At 59.5% G+C, this 21,195-nt stretch carries 16 protein-coding genes and 1 pseudogene; 3 read left to right on the top strand and 14 right to left on the bottom strand.

Going from position 1 to position 21,195, the window contains the following annotated elements; translation table 11 throughout:
* Positions 1-126 precede the first annotated feature (126 nt).
* The 9 genes and pseudogenes from ACIQWS_RS18415 to ACIQWS_RS18375 form a co-directional block, all read right to left on the bottom strand.
* Complete coding sequence (locus ACIQWS_RS18415) at positions 127-1,743, bottom strand: GMC family oxidoreductase (protein ID WP_403182504.1); 1,617 nt, start codon at positions 1,741-1,743, stop codon at positions 127-129.
* Positions 1,740-3,269, bottom strand: coding sequence for an FGGY-family carbohydrate kinase (locus ACIQWS_RS18410; RefSeq protein ID WP_403182500.1), 1,530 nt, complete (start codon positions 3,267-3,269; stop codon positions 1,740-1,742). The genes ACIQWS_RS18415 and ACIQWS_RS18410 overlap by 4 nt, the downstream gene beginning before the upstream one ends.
* 33 nt (positions 3,270-3,302) lie before the next feature.
* Positions 3,303-4,145: a class I fructose-bisphosphate aldolase gene (locus ACIQWS_RS18405; RefSeq protein WP_403182497.1), complete on the bottom strand. Its 843-nt coding sequence runs from the start codon at positions 4,143-4,145 to the stop codon at positions 3,303-3,305.
* Positions 4,118-5,862 (bottom strand): annotated as a pseudogene (locus ACIQWS_RS18400) (glycerol-3-phosphate dehydrogenase/oxidase). Before ACIQWS_RS18400 ends, ACIQWS_RS18405 begins: the two are co-directional and overlap by 28 nt.
* A gap of 11 nt (positions 5,863-5,873) precedes the next feature.
* The gene (locus ACIQWS_RS18395; RefSeq protein WP_403182494.1) at positions 5,874-6,866 is read right to left on the bottom strand and encodes an aldo/keto reductase; all 993 of its coding nucleotides are present in this window, start codon (positions 6,864-6,866) and stop codon (positions 5,874-5,876) included.
* Positions 6,863-7,867 (bottom strand): sugar-binding transcriptional regulator, encoded by a 1,005-nt coding sequence (locus ACIQWS_RS18390; RefSeq protein WP_403182491.1) that lies wholly within the window; start codon positions 7,865-7,867, stop codon positions 6,863-6,865. Before ACIQWS_RS18390 ends, ACIQWS_RS18395 begins: the two co-directional genes overlap by 4 nt.
* A gap of 2 nt (positions 7,868-7,869) precedes the next feature.
* Positions 7,870-8,859, bottom strand: coding sequence for an ABC transporter permease (locus tag ACIQWS_RS18385; RefSeq protein WP_403182488.1), 990 nt, complete (start codon positions 8,857-8,859; stop codon positions 7,870-7,872).
* Between the two features lie 22 nt (positions 8,860-8,881).
* Positions 8,882-10,417 (bottom strand): sugar ABC transporter ATP-binding protein, encoded by a 1,536-nt coding sequence (locus ACIQWS_RS18380; protein WP_403182484.1) that lies wholly within the window; start codon positions 10,415-10,417, stop codon positions 8,882-8,884.
* A 69-nt stretch (positions 10,418-10,486) separates the two neighbouring features.
* A complete protein-coding gene (locus ACIQWS_RS18375; RefSeq protein ID WP_223614911.1) occupies positions 10,487-11,515 on the bottom strand; it encodes a substrate-binding domain-containing protein in 1,029 nt (342 codons plus the stop codon).
* Positions 11,516-11,969: 454 nt separating this feature from the next.
* Here ACIQWS_RS18375 and ACIQWS_RS18370 point away from each other — a divergent pair, with 454 nt between their 5' ends.
* Together ACIQWS_RS18370 and cfa are read left to right on the top strand one after the other, a co-directional pair.
* Entirely contained in the window at positions 11,970-13,055 is a 1,086-nt protein-coding gene (locus ACIQWS_RS18370) for a diguanylate cyclase (RefSeq protein ID WP_346305079.1), read from the top strand.
* A 96-nt stretch (positions 13,056-13,151) separates the two neighbouring features.
* Entirely contained in the window at positions 13,152-14,342 is a 1,191-nt protein-coding gene (gene cfa / locus ACIQWS_RS18365; RefSeq protein ID WP_403182479.1) for a cyclopropane fatty acyl phospholipid synthase, read from the top strand.
* Between the two features lie 50 nt (positions 14,343-14,392).
* Here cfa and ACIQWS_RS18360 read toward each other — a convergent pair whose 3' ends face one another.
* The 5 genes from ACIQWS_RS18360 to ACIQWS_RS18340 form a co-directional block, all read right to left on the bottom strand.
* Complete coding sequence (locus tag ACIQWS_RS18360) at positions 14,393-14,899, bottom strand: spore coat U domain-containing protein (RefSeq protein ID WP_346305081.1); 507 nt, start codon at positions 14,897-14,899, stop codon at positions 14,393-14,395.
* Between the two features lie 343 nt (positions 14,900-15,242).
* The gene (locus tag ACIQWS_RS18355; protein WP_403182476.1) at positions 15,243-18,020 is read right to left on the bottom strand and encodes an autotransporter outer membrane beta-barrel domain-containing protein; all 2,778 of its coding nucleotides are present in this window, start codon (positions 18,018-18,020) and stop codon (positions 15,243-15,245) included.
* A 316-nt stretch (positions 18,021-18,336) separates the two neighbouring features.
* The gene (gene dmeF, locus ACIQWS_RS18350; RefSeq protein WP_403182472.1) at positions 18,337-19,281 is read right to left on the bottom strand and encodes a CDF family Co(II)/Ni(II) efflux transporter DmeF; all 945 of its coding nucleotides are present in this window, start codon (positions 19,279-19,281) and stop codon (positions 18,337-18,339) included.
* Entirely contained in the window at positions 19,278-19,556 is a 279-nt protein-coding gene (locus ACIQWS_RS18345; RefSeq protein WP_403182467.1) for a metal/formaldehyde-sensitive transcriptional repressor, read from the bottom strand. Before ACIQWS_RS18345 ends, dmeF begins: the two co-directional genes overlap by 4 nt.
* Positions 19,557-19,649: 93 nt before the next feature.
* Positions 19,650-20,216, bottom strand: a complete 567-nt coding sequence (locus tag ACIQWS_RS18340) for a DUF4337 family protein (RefSeq protein WP_403182464.1) — start codon at positions 20,214-20,216, stop codon at positions 19,650-19,652.
* A 259-nt stretch (positions 20,217-20,475) separates the two neighbouring features.
* Between ACIQWS_RS18340 and ACIQWS_RS18335 the strand changes: the two genes are divergently transcribed.
* The gene (locus ACIQWS_RS18335) at positions 20,476-21,189 is read left to right on the top strand and encodes a transglutaminase-like cysteine peptidase (RefSeq protein ID WP_403182461.1); all 714 of its coding nucleotides are present in this window, start codon (positions 20,476-20,478) and stop codon (positions 21,187-21,189) included.
* Positions 21,190-21,195 lie beyond the last annotated feature (6 nt).

Genomic DNA, 21,195 nt, shown 5'->3' with positions numbered 1-21,195 from the left:
ACCGTCCTGCCCGCCAGCGCCAGTCAATATAGCACCACTGCGAAACAAATACGAAACCAAAAGAAAATATAACGCGCATCAACTCCCCCGGCAAGATATATTGCGGACGGGACTGTTCTCCGGCGGCTATTGCGCCCCGCGAAGAATGAGATCGGCAGCCTTTTCTGCAATCATGATGACAGGCGAGTTGGTGTTACCGGAGACGATGTTTGGCATGATTGACGCATCGACAACGCGCAGGCCCGCGACACCGTGCACCCGCAGGGCATGGTCGACAACGGACCGGTCGTCGCTGCCCATCCTGCAGGTCCCGACAGGATGAAAAATCGTGGTCGCGATATCCCCGGCGCGCTGGATCAATTCGTCGTCGCTCTGGTACTGCGTGCCGGGCAGCATCTCGGACGGACGATACTTTTTCAAGGTTTGCGTTGCCATGAGATTACGCGCGTGGCGGATCGACCGGGCCGCCAGCAGCCTGTCACCCGGCGTGGAGAGGTAGTTTGGCCGGATTTCCGGCTGCCGGCTGGCATCGGGGCCGGTGACATGGACGCTGCCACGGCTTTCCGGGCGCAGATTGCAGACGGACACGGTCACGGCGGGATAGCGGTGCAGCGGTTCGCCGAGACGATCCGTGCTGAGCGGCTGGACGTGGTATTCGAGATCGGGTGTCAGCAGCGCGGGGTCGCTTTTGGCAAAAATGCCAAGCTGACTCGGTGCCATCGACAATGGCCCCGAACGGCGCAACGCGTATTCCAGTCCCATCCCGGCGCGCGCGAAGAGGTTGTGGTAGAGCTGGTTCAGCGTTTTCGCTCCTTCGATGCGGAAAACCGTACGGATCTGCAGATGGTCCTGCAGGTTCTCGCCGACGCCGCGCAGGTCATGAACCGGTTCAAGACCCGCCTGCTTCAGGAAATGAGAATCTCCGATACCCGACAGTTCAAGGATTTTCGGCGAGTTGATCGCGCCCGCCGACAGGATGATTTCGCGAGCGGCGGCCTTGCAAAGCTGGCCGTTTCGCTCAAAGCGGATGGCTGTTGCGCGCTTGCCGTCAAACTCCAGCCTTTGCACCTCCGCGCCGGTCAATACCCGGAGATTGGATCGCTTCAACGCAGGCCGAAGGAACGCCTTGGTGGTGTTCCAGCGAACGCCGCCACGCTGATTGACCTCGAAATAGCCGGAGCCCTCATTGTCACCGCCATTGAAGTCATCGGTCTTGCCAATGCCAAGCTCTTCGGCCGCATCGCGGAACGCATCGAGGATCGGCCAGGACAGGCGTTGTCGTTCCACGCGCCATTCGCCCCCTGCCCCATGCAGCGGCGAACGCCCACGGTAATTGTCTTCGGATTTGAGAAAATAAGGCAGGACATCGTCCCAGCCCCAGCCGGCGTTCCCAGCCTGCCGCCAGCCGTCATAATCGGCGGCCTGCCCCCGCATGTAGATCATGCCGTTGATCGACGAACAGCCGCCCAGCACCTTGCCGCGCGGATAGGGAAGCGAGCGGCCGTTCAGCCCTGCCTCCGCAGCGGTTTTCATCATCCAGTCCGTGCGCGGATTGCCCATGCAATAGAGATAGCCGATGGGTATGTGAACCCAGTGATAGCGGTCGCTGCCGCCCGCCTCGAGCAGGAGAACGCGGTTTTTCGGATCGGCTGACAGGCGGTTCGCCAGCACGCAGCCGGCCGATCCGGCCCCCACGATGATAAAATCATAGGCGCCTTCATCTATTGGCGATGCATTGCTCACGCTGCAGCCTCCGCCATCACGGCGTCACGCGCGGCCATGCGCTTCCAGACCGGCGCCATGGCATCGGCGATATCCCGGTAGAGCTGATAGCGCCTGGCATAATGGCCAGCCCTTTTAGCATCCGACCGGTAGGACCGCTCCGTCACGACCATGGCCGCGGCACCGGCATCGAAATCGGGGAAAATGCCGACCGCTGTACCTGCGGCGATTGCTGCGCCAAGCGCGCCCGTCTGGCTCGACCGCGCCACTGTCACCGGAACCCCCAGGACATCGGCAAAAATCTGCGGCCAGATCAGGCTGCGCGAACCGCCGCCGGACAGCACCGCCTCGTCGAAATTGGCGCCTGCGTCCCGCAATGTTTCGATGTGCTGGCGATGGCCAAAGGCCACGCCTTCGAGCAAGGCCCGGATCAGGTGACCTTTCGTATGCCATCCCGCGACGCCATAAAAACCTGCCCGGGCATTGCCGTCCTGCTGGGCGCCGTAGAGGAACGGGTGATAGAGCGGATCGTCGGCGGCCGGTTCCACCGCCGCCGCCAGTTCACAGCAGCGATCGAATGGCGAGCCTCCATCCGGCTGTTCGCCGTGGAAGAACTCACGCACCAGCCATTCAAGGTTGGCGGCTGACGTCGCGCTCGATTCAATCGCCATGTAACGCTCGCGATCGAAGGTCGACGACATGAAGAACGGTTTTTTGAGGCGGGGCGCGTCAACGACGACCTGATTGATGCTCCAGGTACCGGCGATGATCGACGCTGCACCCGTGCGGGTGACACCCGAGCCGATTGCCGAGGCAATCACGTCGAAAAGCCCGCCAATGACCGGCGTGCCGGCGGCAAGTCCGGTCTGGTCGGCGGCGGCCTGTGTGACCGTTCCGGCGATATCGGCACTTTCAATAAGCGGCGGCAGCAGGTCCATGCAATCGCCGAGCCCGAAGGCGGCCATCAGCTCGCGGTCATACCGCCGCTGCGCGACATCGAGCAGCCCGCATCCGGCCATGTCGGACACCTCGCTCACGCGCTTTCCCGTCAGGCGGTTGACGATGAAATCCTTGCACAGGAACACCGTGCCGATCCGCGCGAATGTTTCCGGCCGATGGCGTTTGATCCAGGCAAGCAGCGTCGGGGTCTGTGACGGCCAGGGCCGCTGCAGGCCGATCGGATAGGTGCGGTCGCCGACGCCTTCCGCCTGCCATTCTTCCACGAGATCCGCCGCCCGTGTGTCCAGGGACTGGATTGCCAGCAAGGGATTGCCCTGGCGGTCAAGGGTATAAAGACCGTTGCCATGCCCGGCGCAGCCGATGGCAGCAATCTGCTCGGGGACTATTCCGGCGTCGGCGATGCAGCGTTGAATGACCCGGCGCGCATTGGCCCAAAGCTCGTCCAGCCCGCGCTCGACGTGCCCCGGATGCGGCATGCTGCTATGCCCCTCCTCGGCAGCCGCCGCAACCTCATTGCCTTGCCGGTCGAAGATGATGGCCTTGATGATGGTGTTGCCGGCATCAAGACCCAAAAGATACTCTCCCATACGGAACCCCTCCTCAGGTTCTTGTTTTCATTCTCAGCCCTGCTGGTAGAGCGCGTAGGCATCCTCGCCGCTGGCATTGTCATGAATAATGGCCATCAGCCCGCGCACCACCGCGCTGGGATTGGCATGCTGATAGATGTTCCGGCCATAGACCATGCCCACTGCCCCCTGCCGCATCAGGGCCGCCGATTTCTCGAAGACGATGCGCAAGTCCTCCTTGCCGCCGCCCCGCACAAGAACAGGACACCGCGCCGCCTCCACCACGCGATGAAAATCCTCCGCCGCCGTCGTCGGGTCCGCCTTGATGATATCAGCGCCCATTTCGCGGGCAAGGCGGGTGAGCGTGACAATCTTGTCGGCATCGCCATCCACCATATAGCCGCCGCGTTCCGTGACAGGCTGCATGACAAGCGGTTCGATCATCAGAGGCATGCCGTATTTGTCGCAGTCGGCGCGGACCCGCGCGATATTCTGCACGCACTGACGGAACAGGTCCGGCTCGTCGGGCAACATGAAAAGGTTGACGACGACGCAGGCCGCATCCATCTGGATTGCACCGATCAGCGGCTCGGCCTCGTTCTGCAGCACCGCCCACATGTCGCGATGGCGGATGGCATTGTACGGATTGCCCATGTCGATACGCATGACCAGCGCCGGTTTGTCCTTGCCGGCGACATCCTGCAAAAGGTCGGCCTGGCCGTAATTCATCTGGATGGCATCCGGACCTGCCGTCACCAGCGCACGGACAACACCTCCCATGTCCTCAAGACCATTCAGGAATGACGGCTCATTGCACACGCCGTGATCGATCGCCACGTCGAGGCAGCGCCCCGTGCCGAACAGCCGGTTCATCCGGACCTTAAGATTGTTGCGCATATCGTACTCCTTGTTCATTGCGTGCGGTGAGTGTGCCGAGGCCAACGCCGTGGCGCCCGGCAAGAAGGGTGAGGAAGCGGTCAAGCTCTGCTTTCCGGCGGGCGGGCGACCAGCCCTTTTCGCGTGCGAGCACATCGAGCACCGCTTCCGTCATGTCGAGGGATAGCTGGCCGCTGATGGCGAGCGTGGTGCGCCGCAACAGCAGATCGTCAAGATGCTCCGCCGCTTCGTTGCGGATGAGAAACAACAGCTCCCGAACCGAATAACCGGGATGCGGCATGGTCTTATCCCGGTCGGCCGCGATAAAATGTGCAATCGCTTCGGCATCAGTACCGTATCGCTCAAAGAGCTCGGCAATCCGTTTTGGAGGAACGCTTGTTTCGCCGTAAATCCGCGAAATCCATTGGCCGATGTCCTCCGGAAATGCCCGTCCGCCGCCTATGGGACGGGCTGTCGTTGTTACCTCCCGTGCCCGGTGCAGGCGTTCCAGCGTCATGTCGGCGGCAAGCTCACCGAAGGAGCGGAATGTCGTCCATTTGCCGCCGATCATGCACAGCACCGGCGGCGCGCCATCGGATGGTTCGATGATCGTGCAGTAGTGATCGCGCGGGATACGGCCGGTGAAATCATCCTTGCTGGCCGGGAGGGGACGCACGCCGGAGAACTGGAAGACAATGTCTTCCGGCCGGATGCGGATGCCGGGCAGGACAAAGGTCAGTGACTGCAGGATATAATCCCGCTCATCCGGTTCGCACCGAACGCTCTCGGGATCGTCAACGCGGATATCGGTCGAGCCGACGAGAACCTTGCCGAGATAGGGAAAGAGGATGCAGATGCGTCCGTCCTCGTTCTCGTAATAGATCATATGGTCGTCGAGGGCTCCGGCGAGGTCCGCATTGTCGATGATGAGATGCGATCCTTTCGTGCCGCCCATCAGCGGCACCGGCCGCTTTTCCTGCGAAAACAGACCGGCATTGGCGATATCGATCCACCCGCCTGTCGCATTGATGATGAAGGCGGGCTCGACTGGCGTGGCCGCACCGGTGACGTGATCGTGGACGACGAAGCCGTGAGCAGACCGCCGCAGTTCGGCGTAATTCAGGGCGCAGGCGTGATCACCCGCCGCAAGGCCATCTCTCAGCACCTCCATCCCGATGCGTTCGGGATGCTTGACCCAGGCATCGTGATAGGTCGCGGAGCTTTTGACGGCAGGATTGAGCGCCGGCCATTTGGCCAGTGTCGCGTGGCGCCCGCGGAAGCGGTGACGCGGCATCAGGGCCCGCTTGCGGGTCAGGAAGTCATAAATGCTCAAGCCCGCCTTGACCGCAACCGCACCGCGCCGGCTTGGCCTGCGGCTCAGCCCCAGAAACCGCACGATGCCATTGGCAAGACCGGAGAAAATATCGAAGACCGGGACGGTCGTGGGCAGCGGCGCAACAAGATGCGGCGCGTTTTTCAACAGACGGTCGCGTTCGGCCAGCGATTCCCGCACCAGGCTGAATTCACCGTTTTCAAGATAACGCAGGCCGCCATGCACCATGCGCGACAGGGCAGCGCTGGCACCGGAACAGTAGTCATGCTTCTCGACGAGCAGTACATTGACGCCCTGCAGCGCCAGCTCGCGGAAGACGCTGATGCCGTTGATACCGCCGCCGACGACGCACACGTCCACCTTCGGACTTCGACGAAGTCCGTCAAATATCTCTTCACGGTTCATGATGCAGCCTGTTACCTCATGTCTGCCAGTTGCACTGCGATGGCCGCGTCAATGGCCGAGAGGTCGTCTGTGCCGAGCCGGATGGTTCCCGCCCGCGCATTGTCGAGCGCCTGATCGGGGTTGCGCGCCCCGCACAGCGCAAAGGTGATGCCCGGCTGCGCCAGCGTCCACGCGATGACGATCTGGGCGATGCTGGCTGCGTGTCTGTCCGCGACAGGCCGAATGGCATCGGCAAACTGTTTTGCCTTCAATCGGCTATCGACTGAGAAGCGCGGATTGTCCTTGCGCTGGTCGTCGCCGGAGAACACGCGCCCGGGATCAACAGTCCCGGATAGCAATCCCAGCGCCAGCGACGAATAACTCAGCAATGAAACGTTATTTTTGCGCGTTACCGGCAACAATTCGGTCTCAAGCTCCCGGTCGATCATGCTGAACCGTTCCTGGATCGCATCCAGCGCGCCGGTGGCGATGTAGGCGTTGAGTTCAGTGAGATTGACATTGCTTGCGCCAATGGCACGGATCTTGCCGGCCTTGCGCAAATCCTCCATGGCCCGCACCGTCTCCTCAATCGGCGTGGTCGGGTCCTGCCAATGGGTGATGTAGAGATCGATGTAATCGGTACCGAGACGCCGCAGGCTTTCCTCAACCTCGTGAACAACGGCATCGCGCCCGAGATAGCGGTGCACCGGCTTGCCGTCCTGATCGAAAAAGTGCGTGCCTTTGGTTGTGTGCCAGACGAGACCGCATTTGGTGGCAATGACGGCCTTGTCACGGCGTCCCTTGAGAGCCTTGCCGACGATTTCCTCCGAACGTCCAAGCCCGTAGGCGGGAGCCGTGTCGATGAGACTGACACCCGCATCCAGCGATGCCTGGATGGCGGCAATCGATTCCTGCTCGTCGGTGCCGCCCCACATCCAGCCGCCGATGGCCCAGGTCCCCAGCCCCACGGCCGACGCCTGCACGCCGGATTTGCCGATTGCCCGCGTCAATTGCTCGTTGCTCATGCCTGTTCTCCTTCAGCGGCAATGTCCAGAATGCGCTGTCCCGTCGCCTCGTCCGTCACCAGCGTGTCCAGATGATTGCCACGCATGATGCTGAGGATCGGCCGCGCCTTGTTCGGTCCGCTGGCAACCCCGATCTTGGTCGGAATGGAGGCGAACTCCTGCAGCGTCAGCGAGACCAGTGAACCGTTCAGGCTGTAATCGCAAACCCGTCCGCGCTCATCGAGCAAATGGGCCAGCAGTTCGCAGCGCGCGCCGGAACGCTCGATCGCCTCGAGATCCGTGCTCGATGATGGATGCAGGTCGTAATAACTCGAGTCATCCGTAAGGATCGAGCCGATACCGACGACGGCGATTTTGGCCTCGCGCGCCCGTTTGAAGACATCGGCGACCGAGCGCATGTTGATCAACATGGCGCGCTCGGAAGGGCTGTCGGCAAACAGCGGCGCGTGAATCTGGAAGGCGCGCCCGCCGAGCCTGTCGGCCATCAGGGTCGAGACATGGTTGACATCGGTATAGTGCTTGCCCTGGACACAGCCGGTGGCCGGGATCACCTCGACATCGAAACGGCGCGGCGCCTGCAATCCGGCAACCACGGCGCTGACACCCTTGCCGCCGGTAATGCAGATCGTATCGCCATCGGTGATCTCCTCGATCAGCAATCGCGCCGCAGCCTCGCCGACCGCCTGAAGCGCCGTCTGCGGATTGTCGGACACCGTCGGCACGACAATGGCACGGCTGATGCCGCCCAGCGCCAGCAGCTGTTCCTCCATATCGACCAGCGGCTCGACCGGCGATTTGATCTTGATCTCGACGAGGCCAAGCTGGCGGCCGCGCTTGATGAGGCGGTTGACCGTCGGCTGCGAAAGCCCGAGCTGGTCGGCAATCTGCGCCTGGGTCAGCCCCTCGAGAAAGTGCAGGACCAGCGCCTGGTGCATCTGCCGCGCTATGACGATCTCCTCGCGCGGAGCCGCATGTTTCGGATTGAGTTTGATAATCGCCATGGTCAGGAGGCCTTCCGCTTGTGCAGGAAATGGTCGATGGAGACGGCCGTCAGAAGAATGCACCCCTTTATCATGTCCTGCCAGTAGACGGAGACATCGAGCAGCACCAGCGAGCTGGTGACGAGCGACAGCAGCGCTATGCCAAGGATGGCGCCAAGGATCGTGCCGGACCCGCCATTGAGCGATGCACCACCGATAACCGCAGCCGCAATGATGTTGAGCTCCATGCCGACGCCAAAGGTCGGTGTCGCCGCGCCGAAGCGCGACATGTAGATGACCCCGGCGAACCCCGCGAGGGTCGAACAGAGAACCGTTACCCAGAACTTGACCTGCTTCGTGCGGATGCCTGAATAAAGCGCCGCCTTTTCATTGCTGCCGGTATAAAAAACCTTGCGCAGGGCGGTGGCGCGCCGCAGCAGGAAATCGAACAGCATGACGACCGCGAAGAAGATGAGGATGACGTAAGGCACCCCGTAAAACGAGCCCTGCCCGACCGCCTTGAATGCGGGCGGCAGGGTGAAAAGCGAAAGCGGCGTTCCCTTGGTGATGATCAGGCACAGGCCGCGTACGATCACCATGCCGGCCAGCGAGGTGATGAAGTGGTTGAGCCCCACCACCGTGACGAAGAACCCCATGACACAGCCGATCAGCCCGCTGGCCAGAATGCCGATGAGCGAGGCCGTCCACGGGTCGAGCCCGGCCAGGAACAGCGTGCCGGAAAGCACCATGGCAAAGCAGACAACCGAACCGACGGCGAGATCGATGCCGCCGACGATCAAAAGGATCGTCATGCCGACAACGACAATGCCTTCCACGGAAAAGCTCATCAGCATGGCGCGGAAGTTGCCAAGCGTCAGAAAATGCGGCGAGACGAAACTCATCGCGATGCAGAGCGCGAGAATGATGGCGATGAGACCGGCTTCGCGCATCGAGCCCAATTTCTTCCAGGATGAAACCCGCACCGTTTTTGCCGTCATCGTCTCGACCGCCATTCGTGTATCTCCCAATCGCTCTTCAGGCTGCATGTTCTGGTGCATGCGTCGTTGTATGTTTCAGTCCGGATGCGAGCCGGATAATCGCTTCTTCGTTCATTTCATCGCTGCCGAGTTCACCGGCCAGCGTTCCCTCGCGGATGACAAGCACCCGGTCACACAGGCCCAACAGCTCCGGAAGCTCGGAGGAAATGACAACAATGCCGATCCCCGAGCGGGCGAGTTCGCGCAGAAGCTGATGAATCTCGGATTTCGCGCCGACATCGATGCCGCGCGTCGGCTCGTCCATCAGGATAACCTTGGGTTGGACCGCCAGTTGCTTGGCGATGGCCACCTTCTGCTGGTTGCCGCCGCTGAGCGACGACACCGGCATGTCGACATGGTTCATCCGCACGCCGAGCCTGCGCGCGAAGTCGCCGGCGAGCTGGCCTTCGGCCTTGGCGTCGATCAAACCGAGATGACCGGTGACTGCCTTCAGGTTGAGAACGGAGATGTTCTGGGCAATCGACAGGTCCAGGAAAACGCCCGAGCCCTTGCGGTCTTCGGAGAGATAGACAATGCCAGCCCGGACCGCATCGGCATAGGTTCGAATGGTCTGAGACGTGCCGTGCAGGGAAACCTCACCCTCGACAGCTGCCCGCAAGCCGCAAATGCCCTCGGCAATCTCGGTGCGCCCGGACCCGATAAGCCCGCCAATCCCGAGGATTTCGCCGCGCTTCAGATCAAACGACACGCGGCTGAAACGGTCCCCGTCGCCGAGCGCGCGAACCGACAAGATTGTCTCGCCCGAGCGCTCGGTTTCGATCTGCTTGGGCGGATAGAGCTGCGTGATCTCGCGTCCCACCATGCGCCGCACCACGTCATCGGGGGTGACATCGGCAATATCTTCGGTGGAGACATAGCGGCCATCGCGCAGCACGGTGACCCGGTCGCACAGGCTGAAAATCTCCGCCATCCGGTGGCTGATATAGATAATGGAAATGCCATGCGCCTTCAGTTCCCGGATGATGCCGAAGAGTATCCGCGTTTCCGCTTCCGTCAGCGCCGCCGTCGGTTCGTCGAAAATCAGCACCCGGCAGTCGAGCGTGAGTGCCTTGGCAATCTCCACCAGCTGCTGGCTGGAAATCGCCAGGTCGCCGACCCTTTGCCGGACGTCGATGGGCGCCAGCCGGTCCATGACCGCCTGCGCGTCGCGTTCCAGCCTGCGGTAATTCATCAGAAGCGACCGGCTGCGGCTTGTGGTCGCCATGAAAATGTTCTCGGCGACGCTGGCGTCGGGGCAAAGCGCGATCTCCTGATGCACCAGTCCGATGCCCAGTGACTGCGCAACCGAAGGCGATCCGATCTTCTGCGGTTTACCATCGAGCAGAATCTCACCGTCATCGGGCTGAAGGACGCCGGCAAGAATGTTCATGAGCGTGGATTTTCCGGCACCGTTCTCACCGCAAAGCGCGTGGACCTCGCCGCGCGCCAGCGTGAAGTCGACGCCCGTCAGCGCTTTCACCGCACCGAAATGCTTGGTGATACCGCGGATACTCAAGACCGGTTCCGATGCCATCGCGCCTTCCTCCCTCCCGTTCGCCGAGGCTATCCGGACCTTGCGGGCCCGGATAGCCATCTGCGAAGACTACTCGTCGATGCCCTTGGTGCCGCGACGCTTGAGGTACTTGTCCCAGAAGAAGTCATCCGCATTGTCGGCCGTTACAATGGACAGGCCATTGTCGACGAAGGGGATGCTCATCGGGTTGGACCCGGCGCGCTTGGCATCGTTCATGGGATCGATCAGCTCCGGATGCTTGGCGAACCAGAGCAGCATGAAGCCCATATAGCCCTGCATGCCCTGATTGGGATTGATCGAGCCGAAGACCTGACCGGCCTTGATCATATCAAGGATATTGGCATTGACGTCGGCGCACATGACAAGAATCTTGCCGCCGCTTTCCTTGTTGGCCTGCGCAGCGCCAATCGCAGAGTTGGCTTCCGGCATGAAGACGGCTGCCAGATTGGGATTGGCCTGGGCGATGCTCATCAGGCCCTGATACGCCTTTGTCGGGTCCTGATTCGACGCCGCCCTGCCGACCAGCTTCATATCCGGCCACTTTTCCTTCATCCGGTCGATGAAGGCCGTGACGCGGCGGTCATGATTGTCCTGGCCCGGATTTTCCAGAACGGCATATTCGCCCTTGCCGCCCAGCTTCGTGGCGATGGCGTCGGCGGCGTAGATACCTTCACGCTTGTTATCCGAGGTGATGAATGAAATCCGCTTGGACAGCGGCGAGTCAGCCGCGAAAGTGACGACGGCCGTGCCCTGGTCGACCGCCCGGTTGATCGGTTCGATGAAGGGGTCGGAATTCATTGGATGCACCAGAATACCGGCAGGGTTCTGCGCCAGCGCCTGATCGAAACTCGCTATCTGCTTGTTGACGTCATATTCCGGTGTGCCCGTATAGGCTGTCTCGCAGCCCAGCTGCTTGCCCGCCTGCTTGAACATTTCATAAACAGGAAACCAGTATTCAACGCCCGAAACCATGACGTTCATGACGTATTTTTCACCCGGCTTGCAGCGGAACGGATTTTCCGTTTCCGCGTTCGCCGATGATGCAAAGAGTGTGGTCGCAAGGACCGCCATGGCGGTCGTGCCCAGAAAAGTGCGCAAGTGTCCTCCTCGAGGCCGAAGCCCCTCCCATTGGTGTGTGGCGCCTTGAATGGCCGCCGCTGTTCCTTATGAAGACCAGCAATCCTCCTCGAGTGCTGGCAGGGATAACTAAGCGTATGACAAAGCGGCTGTCAATATAATTCATATCGTGAATTATAATTCATGCAATTCGGGATTTGCCCGGTCAGACACGGATATGCCGTGCCTGATAGCCCGCTGGAATGACGCCTCCGGTTGGTGACGATTGCACCTGGCCGCGCCGGCGAAAACAGCACCCGCCATGAAACGTTTCATCCATCTCGCGCCGAATTGACCTTTTCTCAACCTATACACGGCAAGTGAAGGCAGTGACAAAATGTGACCGGCAAGCGCTTGCCACGTTCTGTCTTCGCTGATCTGATATGCTCATCATCTGCTGCGGCCAGGTTTGATGCACAAACACCAAGAGGGCCACATGGACTACAGCATATTGTTGACCGGTGTTGTTCGTATCCTTGGTCTGACGGCGCTTGTCATCCTTAGCTACTCCATTGTCATCCGCACCTTTTCCAAAGGGTGGAAAAAGGGCGCGGCTGTCGGCGTTCTGCTGGCGCTTGGCGGCATATTGTCGATGAATGATCCGGTCGTTATCGCACCGGGGGTCATCTTTGACGGACGAACAGCATTGCTTGCCATCGCATACCCCTATGGCGGGCCTGTCGGCACAATCGTTGCCGCCCTGTTCATGGCTGGATACCGAATCTGGCTTGGCGGCGTGGGGGTGGTACCGGGACTGATTTCGATTGTCCTGATTTGCGCCATAGGGTGCGGGGTCGCGCTTATCCCCGTGCGCAAGCTTCCGATCGGGTTTATCCGTTCCGTTGTGACAGGCATGCTCGCCTCATTGTCGCTCGTCTCGATCAGCCTGTTGCCGCGCGACATCATTGCAACGATCGTCGGATTTCCCCTCTTTGCCGTCGTCGTCGCCAACATTGTGAATGTCGTGATTCTCTCGGATTTTCTCGAGCGGGAAAAGTCCCGCCTGCGGATCATGCGGGCTCTGGAGCACGAAGCCTGGGTGGACCCGCTGACAAAGCTGCAGAACCGGCGCGCTTTCGATCGCGCGGCGCTTCGGGCCATGAATGACAACAAGTCCAAGGCAGCCCATTGTTCCCTGGTCATGATCGACATCGATCATTTCAAGGCCATCAATGACCGGTGGGGTCACGATACGGGTGACATGGTGCTGGCGGATGTCGCCGCCATCATCCGCAGGAATGTCCGCATCACCGACGTCGTTGTCCGTTACGGCGGCGAGGAAATCGTCCTGCTGCTGACGAATACGCCGCAGGACGTAGCCAATGAACTCGCCGAGCGGGTGCGCAGCGAGATCGAGCTTGCGCGCTTTTCCACGGACCTTGAGAACGTAACCGTCACGGTCAGTGCGGGCGTTGCCAGTCTCAACGGGCAGCACACCAGCATGGAAGCATTGCTGAAAGCGGCAGACAGGGCGCTCTATCGCGCGAAAACCAGCGGACGCAATCGGGTGGAAGTCGCCTGAACAATTTTTGACATTGCGTCGTCCTTTCTGCTCATATGGCTGCAAATCAGGTTTCGATCCCAACGGCACACTTGAAGCACCAGCGCTGGAGCAAACATGGACGTGGATTTCGACGACGCATCAAAGAGAGAAGCCAAACCACAGCCGGCACCGGCCAACGGCAGCAAGTCTTCAGCACTCGGTACATTGAGCAATCTTCTGGGCCGTGCCGGTATTCGCGTCAACGGCGACGCCCCCTGGGATATCCAGATCAAGGATCCGAGAGCCGCAACCCGCATCCTGGGGCAAGGCAGTCTGGGCCTCGGCGAAAGCTACATGGACGGATGGTGGGACTGTGCGGCGCTGGATCAGTTCTTTGACCGCATATTTCGCGCCAATCTGACCGAACATGTGACGGCCAAGGACGTGTTGCAAACATTGCGGGCGCGATTGCTCAACTTGCAGAACAGCAGGCGCTCCTGGCAGGTTGGAAAGGAACATTACGATGTTGGTAATGACCTGTTTTCCGCGATGCTTGACCGCCGCATGACCTATTCCTGCGGATACTGGAAAGACGCCGGCAATCTCGACGACGCCCAGAGTGCAAAGCTCGATCTCGTTTGCCGCAAGCTCGGTCTTCAACCGGGCATGCGCCTTCTGGATGTCGGCTGCGGCTGGGGCAGCCTGATGCAGTTTGCCGCCGAGAACTATGGCGTCTCCTGTGTCGGCTTGACCATTTCCAGGGAACAGGCGGAATTCGCGCAACAGACATTGAAGGGCCTGCCCGTCGAATTCCGCCTCGCGGATTACCGATCGTTCAATGTCGAGGGACTTGAGAAATTCGACCGGATTGCGTCGATCGGCATGTTTGAGCATGTCGGGCACAAGAACTACCCCGCTTTCTTTGACGCTTGCAGGCGCAGCCTGTCGAATGACGGATTGTTCCTGCTGCATACAATCGGGCGGAAACGCACCCGGAACATGATCGATCCGTGGTTTGACCGGTATATCTTCCCCAATGGCGAACTGCCGTCCCTGGCTGAGATATCCACCAGCGTGGATGGCCGCTTCGTCATCGAGGACGTGCACAATTTCGGTGCCGACTACGACAGGACACTGTTGGCATGGCATGCGCGGTTCGAGGCCGCATGGCCGCAATTTGCTTCCAAATATGGCGAGCGTTTCTATCGCATGTGGCGCTATTACCTGTTGTGCATGGCCGGATGCTTTCGGGCGCGTCAGATCCAGCTTTGGCAGACGGTCCTCTCACCCCAGGGTGTTGCCGGAGGATATCAGCGGCATTCCTGAACGAGAGCAAGGCCCGTGCGGCAGATCAGCCGCACATATTCGGCTTATCCTCAATAGGTGACTGTCACCGTGATCGTATCGGTGTAGGTGCCGGGCGCTGGCGTTGTCTGGACGGGAACCCGCCCGTATACCGTATAGGGTTGCGCCGCGCCGCTACCCGAGGCTGAAACCGTATCGGTACCGATGGTCTGCCCCCACACGGTGGTTCTGTTGGTATCAGAATAGAGCGTATAGTTCACCAGCGCGCCGCCGGGCGCGGTCATCTTGCGCGAAGCCACTGTTGCACCCACGCCGATCCCCGCATCGAGGCCAATATTGTACGGCGTCGTGTTGGTGCACTGCACGGAAAGCGTGGTGGACGCATCGTCATTTGCCGCGATCACACCCACGGCGGTGAAGGTGAGCGTCGCGGTGCTCACCAGGACACAGGATGCCTGAATAGCAATCTGGACAGTAAAGGTACCGGTTGTCGTGGCGGCCAATGCCGGACTGGAAAGGCCAAGCAAAGCGGCCAGACCGACTGTCGTGAACTTGCGCACCGAATATCCGAAACTCATTCATCCTCCTCAAGGTTTGCTTGCCGCTGGCAAGCACCTCCGATTCTCTATAAAGGACTCAGTAGTTATTCACTGCATAATACTTAATTCTTATATATTTAAAAGAACTTATCGAATGGCTACTATTCACCCTCAACGAGGAAATATTTAATCACGTATCCTTTGTAAATGAATTTACGTTAAGCATCTGGTTGCGGAATATTAACCCATCCGCCCTGTCATTCATCTATCTGATACATGGCTTTCCATTGCAACATGCCGCGCAATTGAAGGTGAACACGTGGAACGCTTCAAATGAGCGCTCCACGAGCCACAATGCCATGGCGGCTTGCAAGACTGGCTGCTACCACTTCACGGTCAGGCCAATATTCCCCTCGAAGGCACGCTTCCGCTCGCCGCTCACGTCAAAGGTGTAGTCGGCGGTGGCGAAAGCACTCACATTCTTGGTGAAGTTATGGACGATACCGCCGCCCAATTCGAGTGACGTGCTTTCCGCCTGGGTCGTGATCGGATCGGTGCCGAACAGCACCGTATCGGTGGCCTTGAAATTGTGCCAGAGATTGGCCTTGAGGTAGGGCTGGAACAATCCACGCGCGGTCTGGTAATTGCCTTGCAGCCGCGCACCGATACGGCCTGTCACGGCATCGTTGCTGTCGAACGAAACACCGGAGAACGCATCCTGCTGATTGTCGAGCCAGGTGCGGTGCCAGATGAGCTGGGCCTGCGGTTCAAGCAGCCAGTTGTCGGTCAGTGCGAAGGGATAGCCGCCTTCGAGCGACACGGTAATGCCGCTGCCGTCATTGTCTATGCCGGCTCCGCTCACCGAGCGCGCATTGCCGCCATACCAGGTTCCCATCACAATACCGTCCAGATACCAGCCGGAGGGACCGATATGCGTCCAGTAACCGCCGACACTTGTCGCGTCGACCTTGATCTTGCCTGTACTCAAATTATTCCAGCCAAGGGCCTGACCTTTGACATCGGAATTCATGCCGGCATAACCGAAGAAGATACCCGCAATATCCCGATGGCCGCCTTCACTCTGCCGGCGCAGGATATCTATACCCGTCTGAAATCCCCAAATTGATCCGTCAATCGAGGGTGATGCCGTGCCTGCCCAGCCCTGCTCGATGCTTTGACCGAAAACGCGTCCCCAGGCCGCCGACAGGTCACTGCCTGGCGTGAGAACGCTCTGCTCACCGCGGCGCTCGTGGAACGTGCCCAGCGTTGCCAGCGTTGCCAGCCTGGCGGCCGGCGGAAGTGCGGAATAGGTCGCGACTTCCGGACGAAGCAGCGGCACGACGCTCACGGACACCCCGCCCCGCTCCTCAACGACCGGGGTAACCGGTGTTGCACCCGGTTCCGGCGGTTGTCCGCCTGGAACGGGCGGCTGCACAACGTTTGGCGTTGCCGGATCGGTTGGCGCAATGATAGGTCCGGTCGGCGTTGGATTGTCCGGCGTCGGCGTGGGGGTGACATATTCCGAGCGCAAGTACCAATTCTGGGTCGTGTTCGCGCTGACGCCCCCCTTGAACAGAAAATACTCGTAAGCCCCGGCCGCGGCACGGCCGCTCAGATAAAATGCACTCCCGGCCGTTGTGGCACCATTCACGGCATCGATCACTTTGATGCCGTCAATCACCGTCGCAGCGCCAGTCCCTCCGACATTGGTAACGGCAACGCCGGTTGTACCGGTCGCCGTTCCACCGGATAGAACGAGTTTGTCCGATGCGGAGGAGTCATCGCCAAGAACGGTGTTCAGGAGAAGTGAGCCATTGTTGCCGACATAGTTGCCCACGATGGTCAGCCGGTCTCCCGCAGCACCCGAACCATTGGTCAAATCGATGACACCCGCATTGGTGACGGTGATTGCCGGTCCGCCGGCATAAGGTGTGATCGATGGATTGAAGCCACCTCCGGCGAGCAGTTTCGCCCCCGGGGATACGGTGACATTGCCAGTCAGGTCCTTTTGCAGAGTGAAGTTGCCTGTCTGGATGAAACTGTCGTGAAAATCTCCGGTTCCCGCCCATGTCCAGTCAGTACCTTTCATGTACATCGTCTGGAAATTGGTGAAGGCGTTGTCGATCAGCCCCGAGCCCTGAAGGGTCAGCTGATTGCTGCCGCCCCCGCCATTGGCGGTTCCAATGATTTTTGAGCCGGTCTGCAGCGTGAAGTCGATATTGCCGGTGCCGCCGCTCAGGGCGAAACCATTGCCGCCGCTCAGCAATCCGGCATTCGTGATCTTGGTCGCGCCGTTCAGCGTGCGGATCGCGGGCCCCTGATCGCTGATGATTTGACCGCCGGCCAAATTCTCGATTGTCGCGTTGAAGCTCGACCCCAGCGTGTTCGAAAACACGCCGTCCGAAGGCAGGCCACCGGATGCCGCGCCACCCTGCGCATGAATCACACCGCTGTTGGTGAGACGGGCATTGGTGCCCTGCATGTAAACCGTTGGAGCACTGTTGCCGGTTGTCGTCAATGTACCGGTATTGATGACGGTTCCGTTTTGCCCGAGAATGGAGGCCGCACGCGCATTGCTTCCGTTGGTCGTGACCGTTCCATTGTTGATAAGGGTATTGTTCGGCGATCCGCCGCCGCTCTGCCCCCAACTGGCCGTCATGCCGTAAGCGTTGGGTCCCGTTGTCGTGATCGTGCCATTGTTTGTGAGCGTATTGCCGGAGCCGTCTGCGGCCATGCCGTCATTGTATTGGTTGGTCGTGCTGATCGAACCGTTGTTGGTCAGGCTGTTGTTGCTTCCGGTGCCGACCAGACCCGCACCGCGATTGAGTCCGGTGCTGCCCGATCCCGTCAGCGATATCGCGCCGTTGTTCACGACAGTGCTGCCATCCACGACACTGACACCGGAGTTCTCGGTGGGGCTGCGGACAATATTCAACTGGGCACCACTACCAATATTGACATTGACGCCGGAGCTTCCCGCTACCGCATGCACGCCCGCCGTCGCGGGATTGGGTGCCGAAGTATCGCAGGTGACCGTCTGGCCCGATACCGGCGCAAGGCTGCTGCACGCCGCCCAACCTATGGTTGGACTGGCAATTGAGATGAGTGCTGTTGTGGTAAAAAGAGACAGAAATCGCGTGTGCAACACGGAAAAACGCATGGTGGCTCCCCCAGCATTCCGGTGCGAACACGCACCCAAGCAGCACAAAATGCATATTTTGTTGAAATGAGGCTAGTCAGTTCAGAGTATTTCTCTGCTTAATCCACACAGAATAAACATCGAGTGGCAAAAATAACACAATTAAGCACCGCTACTTTCAAAGAGTGTGGAATAAACGCGCAATGCCTTCTGTTGCGCGTTTATTCACTACAAGCAGGTACCCAGAAAAGGTTAACGCCAACCTCGGAAATACACACTTTCCAAAGGCAACCCCATGAGAATCATTGGTGCATGGGAATCAATTCTGTCGCAGTCGTCAGGCTGCCTTATGCTCAACCTCGACCGTCACATGCGACAGATCATGAATGTGGGACAGCTTTGCGCGATAGGAAGACGGTGCTTTCGGATGATCGGTCACCAGCGAAACAATGGCGCCGTGATGACCCGGGCCCAGCTGCCAGACATGCAGATCCGTGATCACATCCCCTTCCCGTTCGATGGCCGAACGGATTTCTTCCGGCAGATCCTCGCTTGACGGAACATAGTCCAGCAACACGCCCCCGGCACGCCGGATGAGCCCGAACGACCAATTGGCGATGACCAGCGCACCAATGATGCCGATGGCCGGATCGAGCCAAAGCCATCCATAGAGACTTGCCGTTACAAGAGCGCCGATGGCCAGCACCGAAGTCAGCGCGTCAGCGAGCACGTGGATATAGGCCGCTTGAAGGTTATTGTCGTGCGCATGAGCATGAGCATGATCGTGATGATGATCATGGTCGCCATGATGCGAATGATCATCGCGCAGGAGCCAGGCGGAAAGCAGATTGACCGCAAGACCAACGACGGCAATCGATATTGCCTGGGGAAAATTGATCGGAACGGGATTCGCCAGCCTGACAAAGCTTTCCCAGGCAATCAGCAGTGCAATCAGAGCCAGAACTACCGCACTGGCAAAGGCCGCCAGATCGCCGAATTTTCCGGTTCCGAACGTGAACCGCGAATTGTGCGCGTGCTTTCGCGCATAGAGATAGGCCAAGGCCGCTATCAGCATCGCCGCCGCGTGGGTTGACATGTGCCAGCCGTCCGCCACCAGCGCCATTGAACCGTAGACGGTTCCGGCGGCAATTTCAGCAATCATCATGACCGTGGTCAAGGCGATAACCATCCATGTGCGCCGTTCGTTGCGCTCGTGGTTCTGGCCAAGGAATATATGGTCGTGCGAGCCGGCATTTGACTGTGCCGCGTGGTGATTTTTCATTTGAGATATTTCCTTACGACATCAATGAGTTCCGCAGCGCCTTGGGCCCGTTCCACATCGGGGTCCTTGTCCGGATCGACCACATGCATGCGAATGTGATCTTCGATCAGCTCGACAACCAGGCCGTTTACAGCGCCACGGACGGATGCGACGAGATTGAGGATTTCACCGCAGGCAACTTCCGCCTCCAGCGCGCGCTCCACTGCCTCCATCTGCCCTTTCAGGCGGCGGATGCGGGCGATGAGCTTGGCCTTATCTTTGGTTGTGTGTGACATAATATACCCCCCTACCCTATATTACGCAATGATGCAACATATTCTGCCCGCCCCTTGATGGGACGCGCTGACGATCAAACGCGGGAAAACAGCTCAGATCGCGTAGGTCGCGCCGGCGATGATTGTACCGATGACTCCGAGAAGAATGGACGCATACCAGGGCCAGCGGCGGCCGCCGGTTATAATGGCAATGGTCGCGACCGCGATCGCTATGTGCAGAAACGTCGCTGCGATTGTCAGGTGATGGTGCCGCCCTTCGTGGACGAGGCCTTCCTGCAATGCATCCTCCGATTTGACCTCGAAATCCCGCGCCGTTTTCTGGATCTCCTGGCTTTCCGCTTCATTGCGCTGTGACTGGGATGCGAAATCAGCCGCCTTTGGTCCGCCTTGCGCTGCGGCAATATCGTACATGTTTTTCTTGAGGCTCTTGGCCTGGAAGAAATTCCAGTTATCCGTTGCCTTGTTCTGGAAGAGCACGGCCTGGGTCTTGGCCGCGGTGGCCCCGCCGCTCTCGATTGTTTCCAGACTGCCGACGCCCGCAGCGACGACTGCAAGCACCGCAATCGTTACCGCAACAATGGCGAGAAAGGCATTCTCGCTGTGCAGGGCGTGCTGGGCATGTTCCGTATGTTCAAATGCTTCAGACGAGATTTCTTCCATCGAGTTTCTCCCATTCTCCTGGCGCTATGGGATCGCTCGCAATTTGGTCGAATTGTGATGAATGCGAACCTACGCATCCATCCCCCTTGTCCAGCAATCCACACCGCTGAGAACCTACACCTCATTGCCGATCGATACGAGCGGAGAAACCCGGCGGCACGACGCGCCTCGTGCCATTAACCATTTGTTTAACATTTGATTGATTGACGCAGCCATTTTGGCGTTAACTCCTTGTTAAGAGTTTGTTGGGGTAGCGGCAATGTTGCGTGTGTTGAGCGTTGCGATCTGTGTGTTTCTGGGCCTTTCATCGCTGACGCATGCGGGTTCCTCGAATCCGTCCACGGCGGCCACGGCACGCTCCGTGTCCTTCGAGCGCCGCGCGGCCCTGTTCGGCGCGATCCCCGGCAACACGAAGCCCTCGGCGGCAAGCGCTGCAGCCACCGGCGGCAAGACGAGCATTCCCTATGGCTGGGTGGATTTTTGCGGCCGGCGTCCCGCGGAGTGCAATGTCTCGCCGCTGCCGGCAGCCGATGTCAAACTCACAGCCGAGACATGGAATTATCTTGAACGCATCAACCGCGAGGTGAATGCATCCATCGAACCGATGAGCAATCTTGAGCATTGGGGCACGATGATGGATCACTGGGATTACCCGGTCGACGGCAAGGGTGACTGCAAGATTTATGCACTCTACAAGCGCAAGCTTCTGCTCGATGCCGGATTTCCACGGCAGGCGCTGCTCATGACCATCGTGCGCGATTTGAACGACGAAGGTCACACGATCCTGACGGTAAAGACAGACCGCGGCGATTTCGTCCTCGACAATCTGGCTGAAGAAGTCAGGCCATGGGACGTCACCGGCTATAATTTCCTCAAGCGCCAGTCGCAGCAAAATCCCAACATCTGGGTATCCATCAATCTGCGCGGCGACGCATCAAGAGCCTCCACCGCAAACCTTCAGGCAAGAAACTGATCTGAC

Origin of the sequence: Phyllobacterium sp. NPDC097923 (assembly GCF_044760925.1) — a bacterium.
Taxonomy (GTDB): Bacteria; Pseudomonadota; Alphaproteobacteria; order Rhizobiales; family Rhizobiaceae; genus Phyllobacterium; species Phyllobacterium calauticae.
Note: the sequence above shows the minus strand (reverse complement) of the source record. Positions and strands in the feature narration are given on the sequence as shown.

Coding starts and splice junctions, on each gene's coding strand:
- ACIQWS_RS18410 (WP_403182500.1), bottom strand. CDS start 3,269: ATGGGAGAGTATCTTTTGGGTCTTGATGCCGGCAACACCATCATCAAG.
- ACIQWS_RS18405 (WP_403182497.1), bottom strand. CDS start 4,145: ATGCGCAACAATCTTAAGGTCCGGATGAACCGGCTGTTCGGCACGGGG.
- ACIQWS_RS18395 (WP_403182494.1), bottom strand. CDS start 6,866: ATGAGCAACGAGCAATTGACGCGGGCAATCGGCAAATCCGGCGTGCAG.
- ACIQWS_RS18390 (WP_403182491.1), bottom strand. CDS start 7,867: ATGGCGATTATCAAACTCAATCCGAAACATGCGGCTCCGCGCGAGGAG.
- ACIQWS_RS18385 (WP_403182488.1), bottom strand. CDS start 8,859: ATGGCGGTCGAGACGATGACGGCAAAAACGGTGCGGGTTTCATCCTGG.
- ACIQWS_RS18380 (WP_403182484.1), bottom strand. CDS start 10,417: ATGGCATCGGAACCGGTCTTGAGTATCCGCGGTATCACCAAGCATTTC.
- ACIQWS_RS18370 (WP_346305079.1), top strand. CDS start 11,970: ATGGACTACAGCATATTGTTGACCGGTGTTGTTCGTATCCTTGGTCTG.
- cfa (WP_403182479.1), top strand. CDS start 13,152: ATGGACGTGGATTTCGACGACGCATCAAAGAGAGAAGCCAAACCACAG.
- ACIQWS_RS18360 (WP_346305081.1), bottom strand. CDS start 14,899: ATGAGTTTCGGATATTCGGTGCGCAAGTTCACGACAGTCGGTCTGGCC.
- ACIQWS_RS18355 (WP_403182476.1), bottom strand. CDS start 18,020: ATGCGTTTTTCCGTGTTGCACACGCGATTTCTGTCTCTTTTTACCACA.
- dmeF (WP_403182472.1), bottom strand. CDS start 19,281: ATGAAAAATCACCACGCGGCACAGTCAAATGCCGGCTCGCACGACCAT.
- ACIQWS_RS18345 (WP_403182467.1), bottom strand. CDS start 19,556: ATGTCACACACAACCAAAGATAAGGCCAAGCTCATCGCCCGCATCCGC.
- ACIQWS_RS18340 (WP_403182464.1), bottom strand. CDS start 20,216: ATGGAAGAAATCTCGTCTGAAGCATTTGAACATACGGAACATGCCCAG.
- ACIQWS_RS18335 (WP_403182461.1), top strand. CDS start 20,476: ATGTTGCGTGTGTTGAGCGTTGCGATCTGTGTGTTTCTGGGCCTTTCA.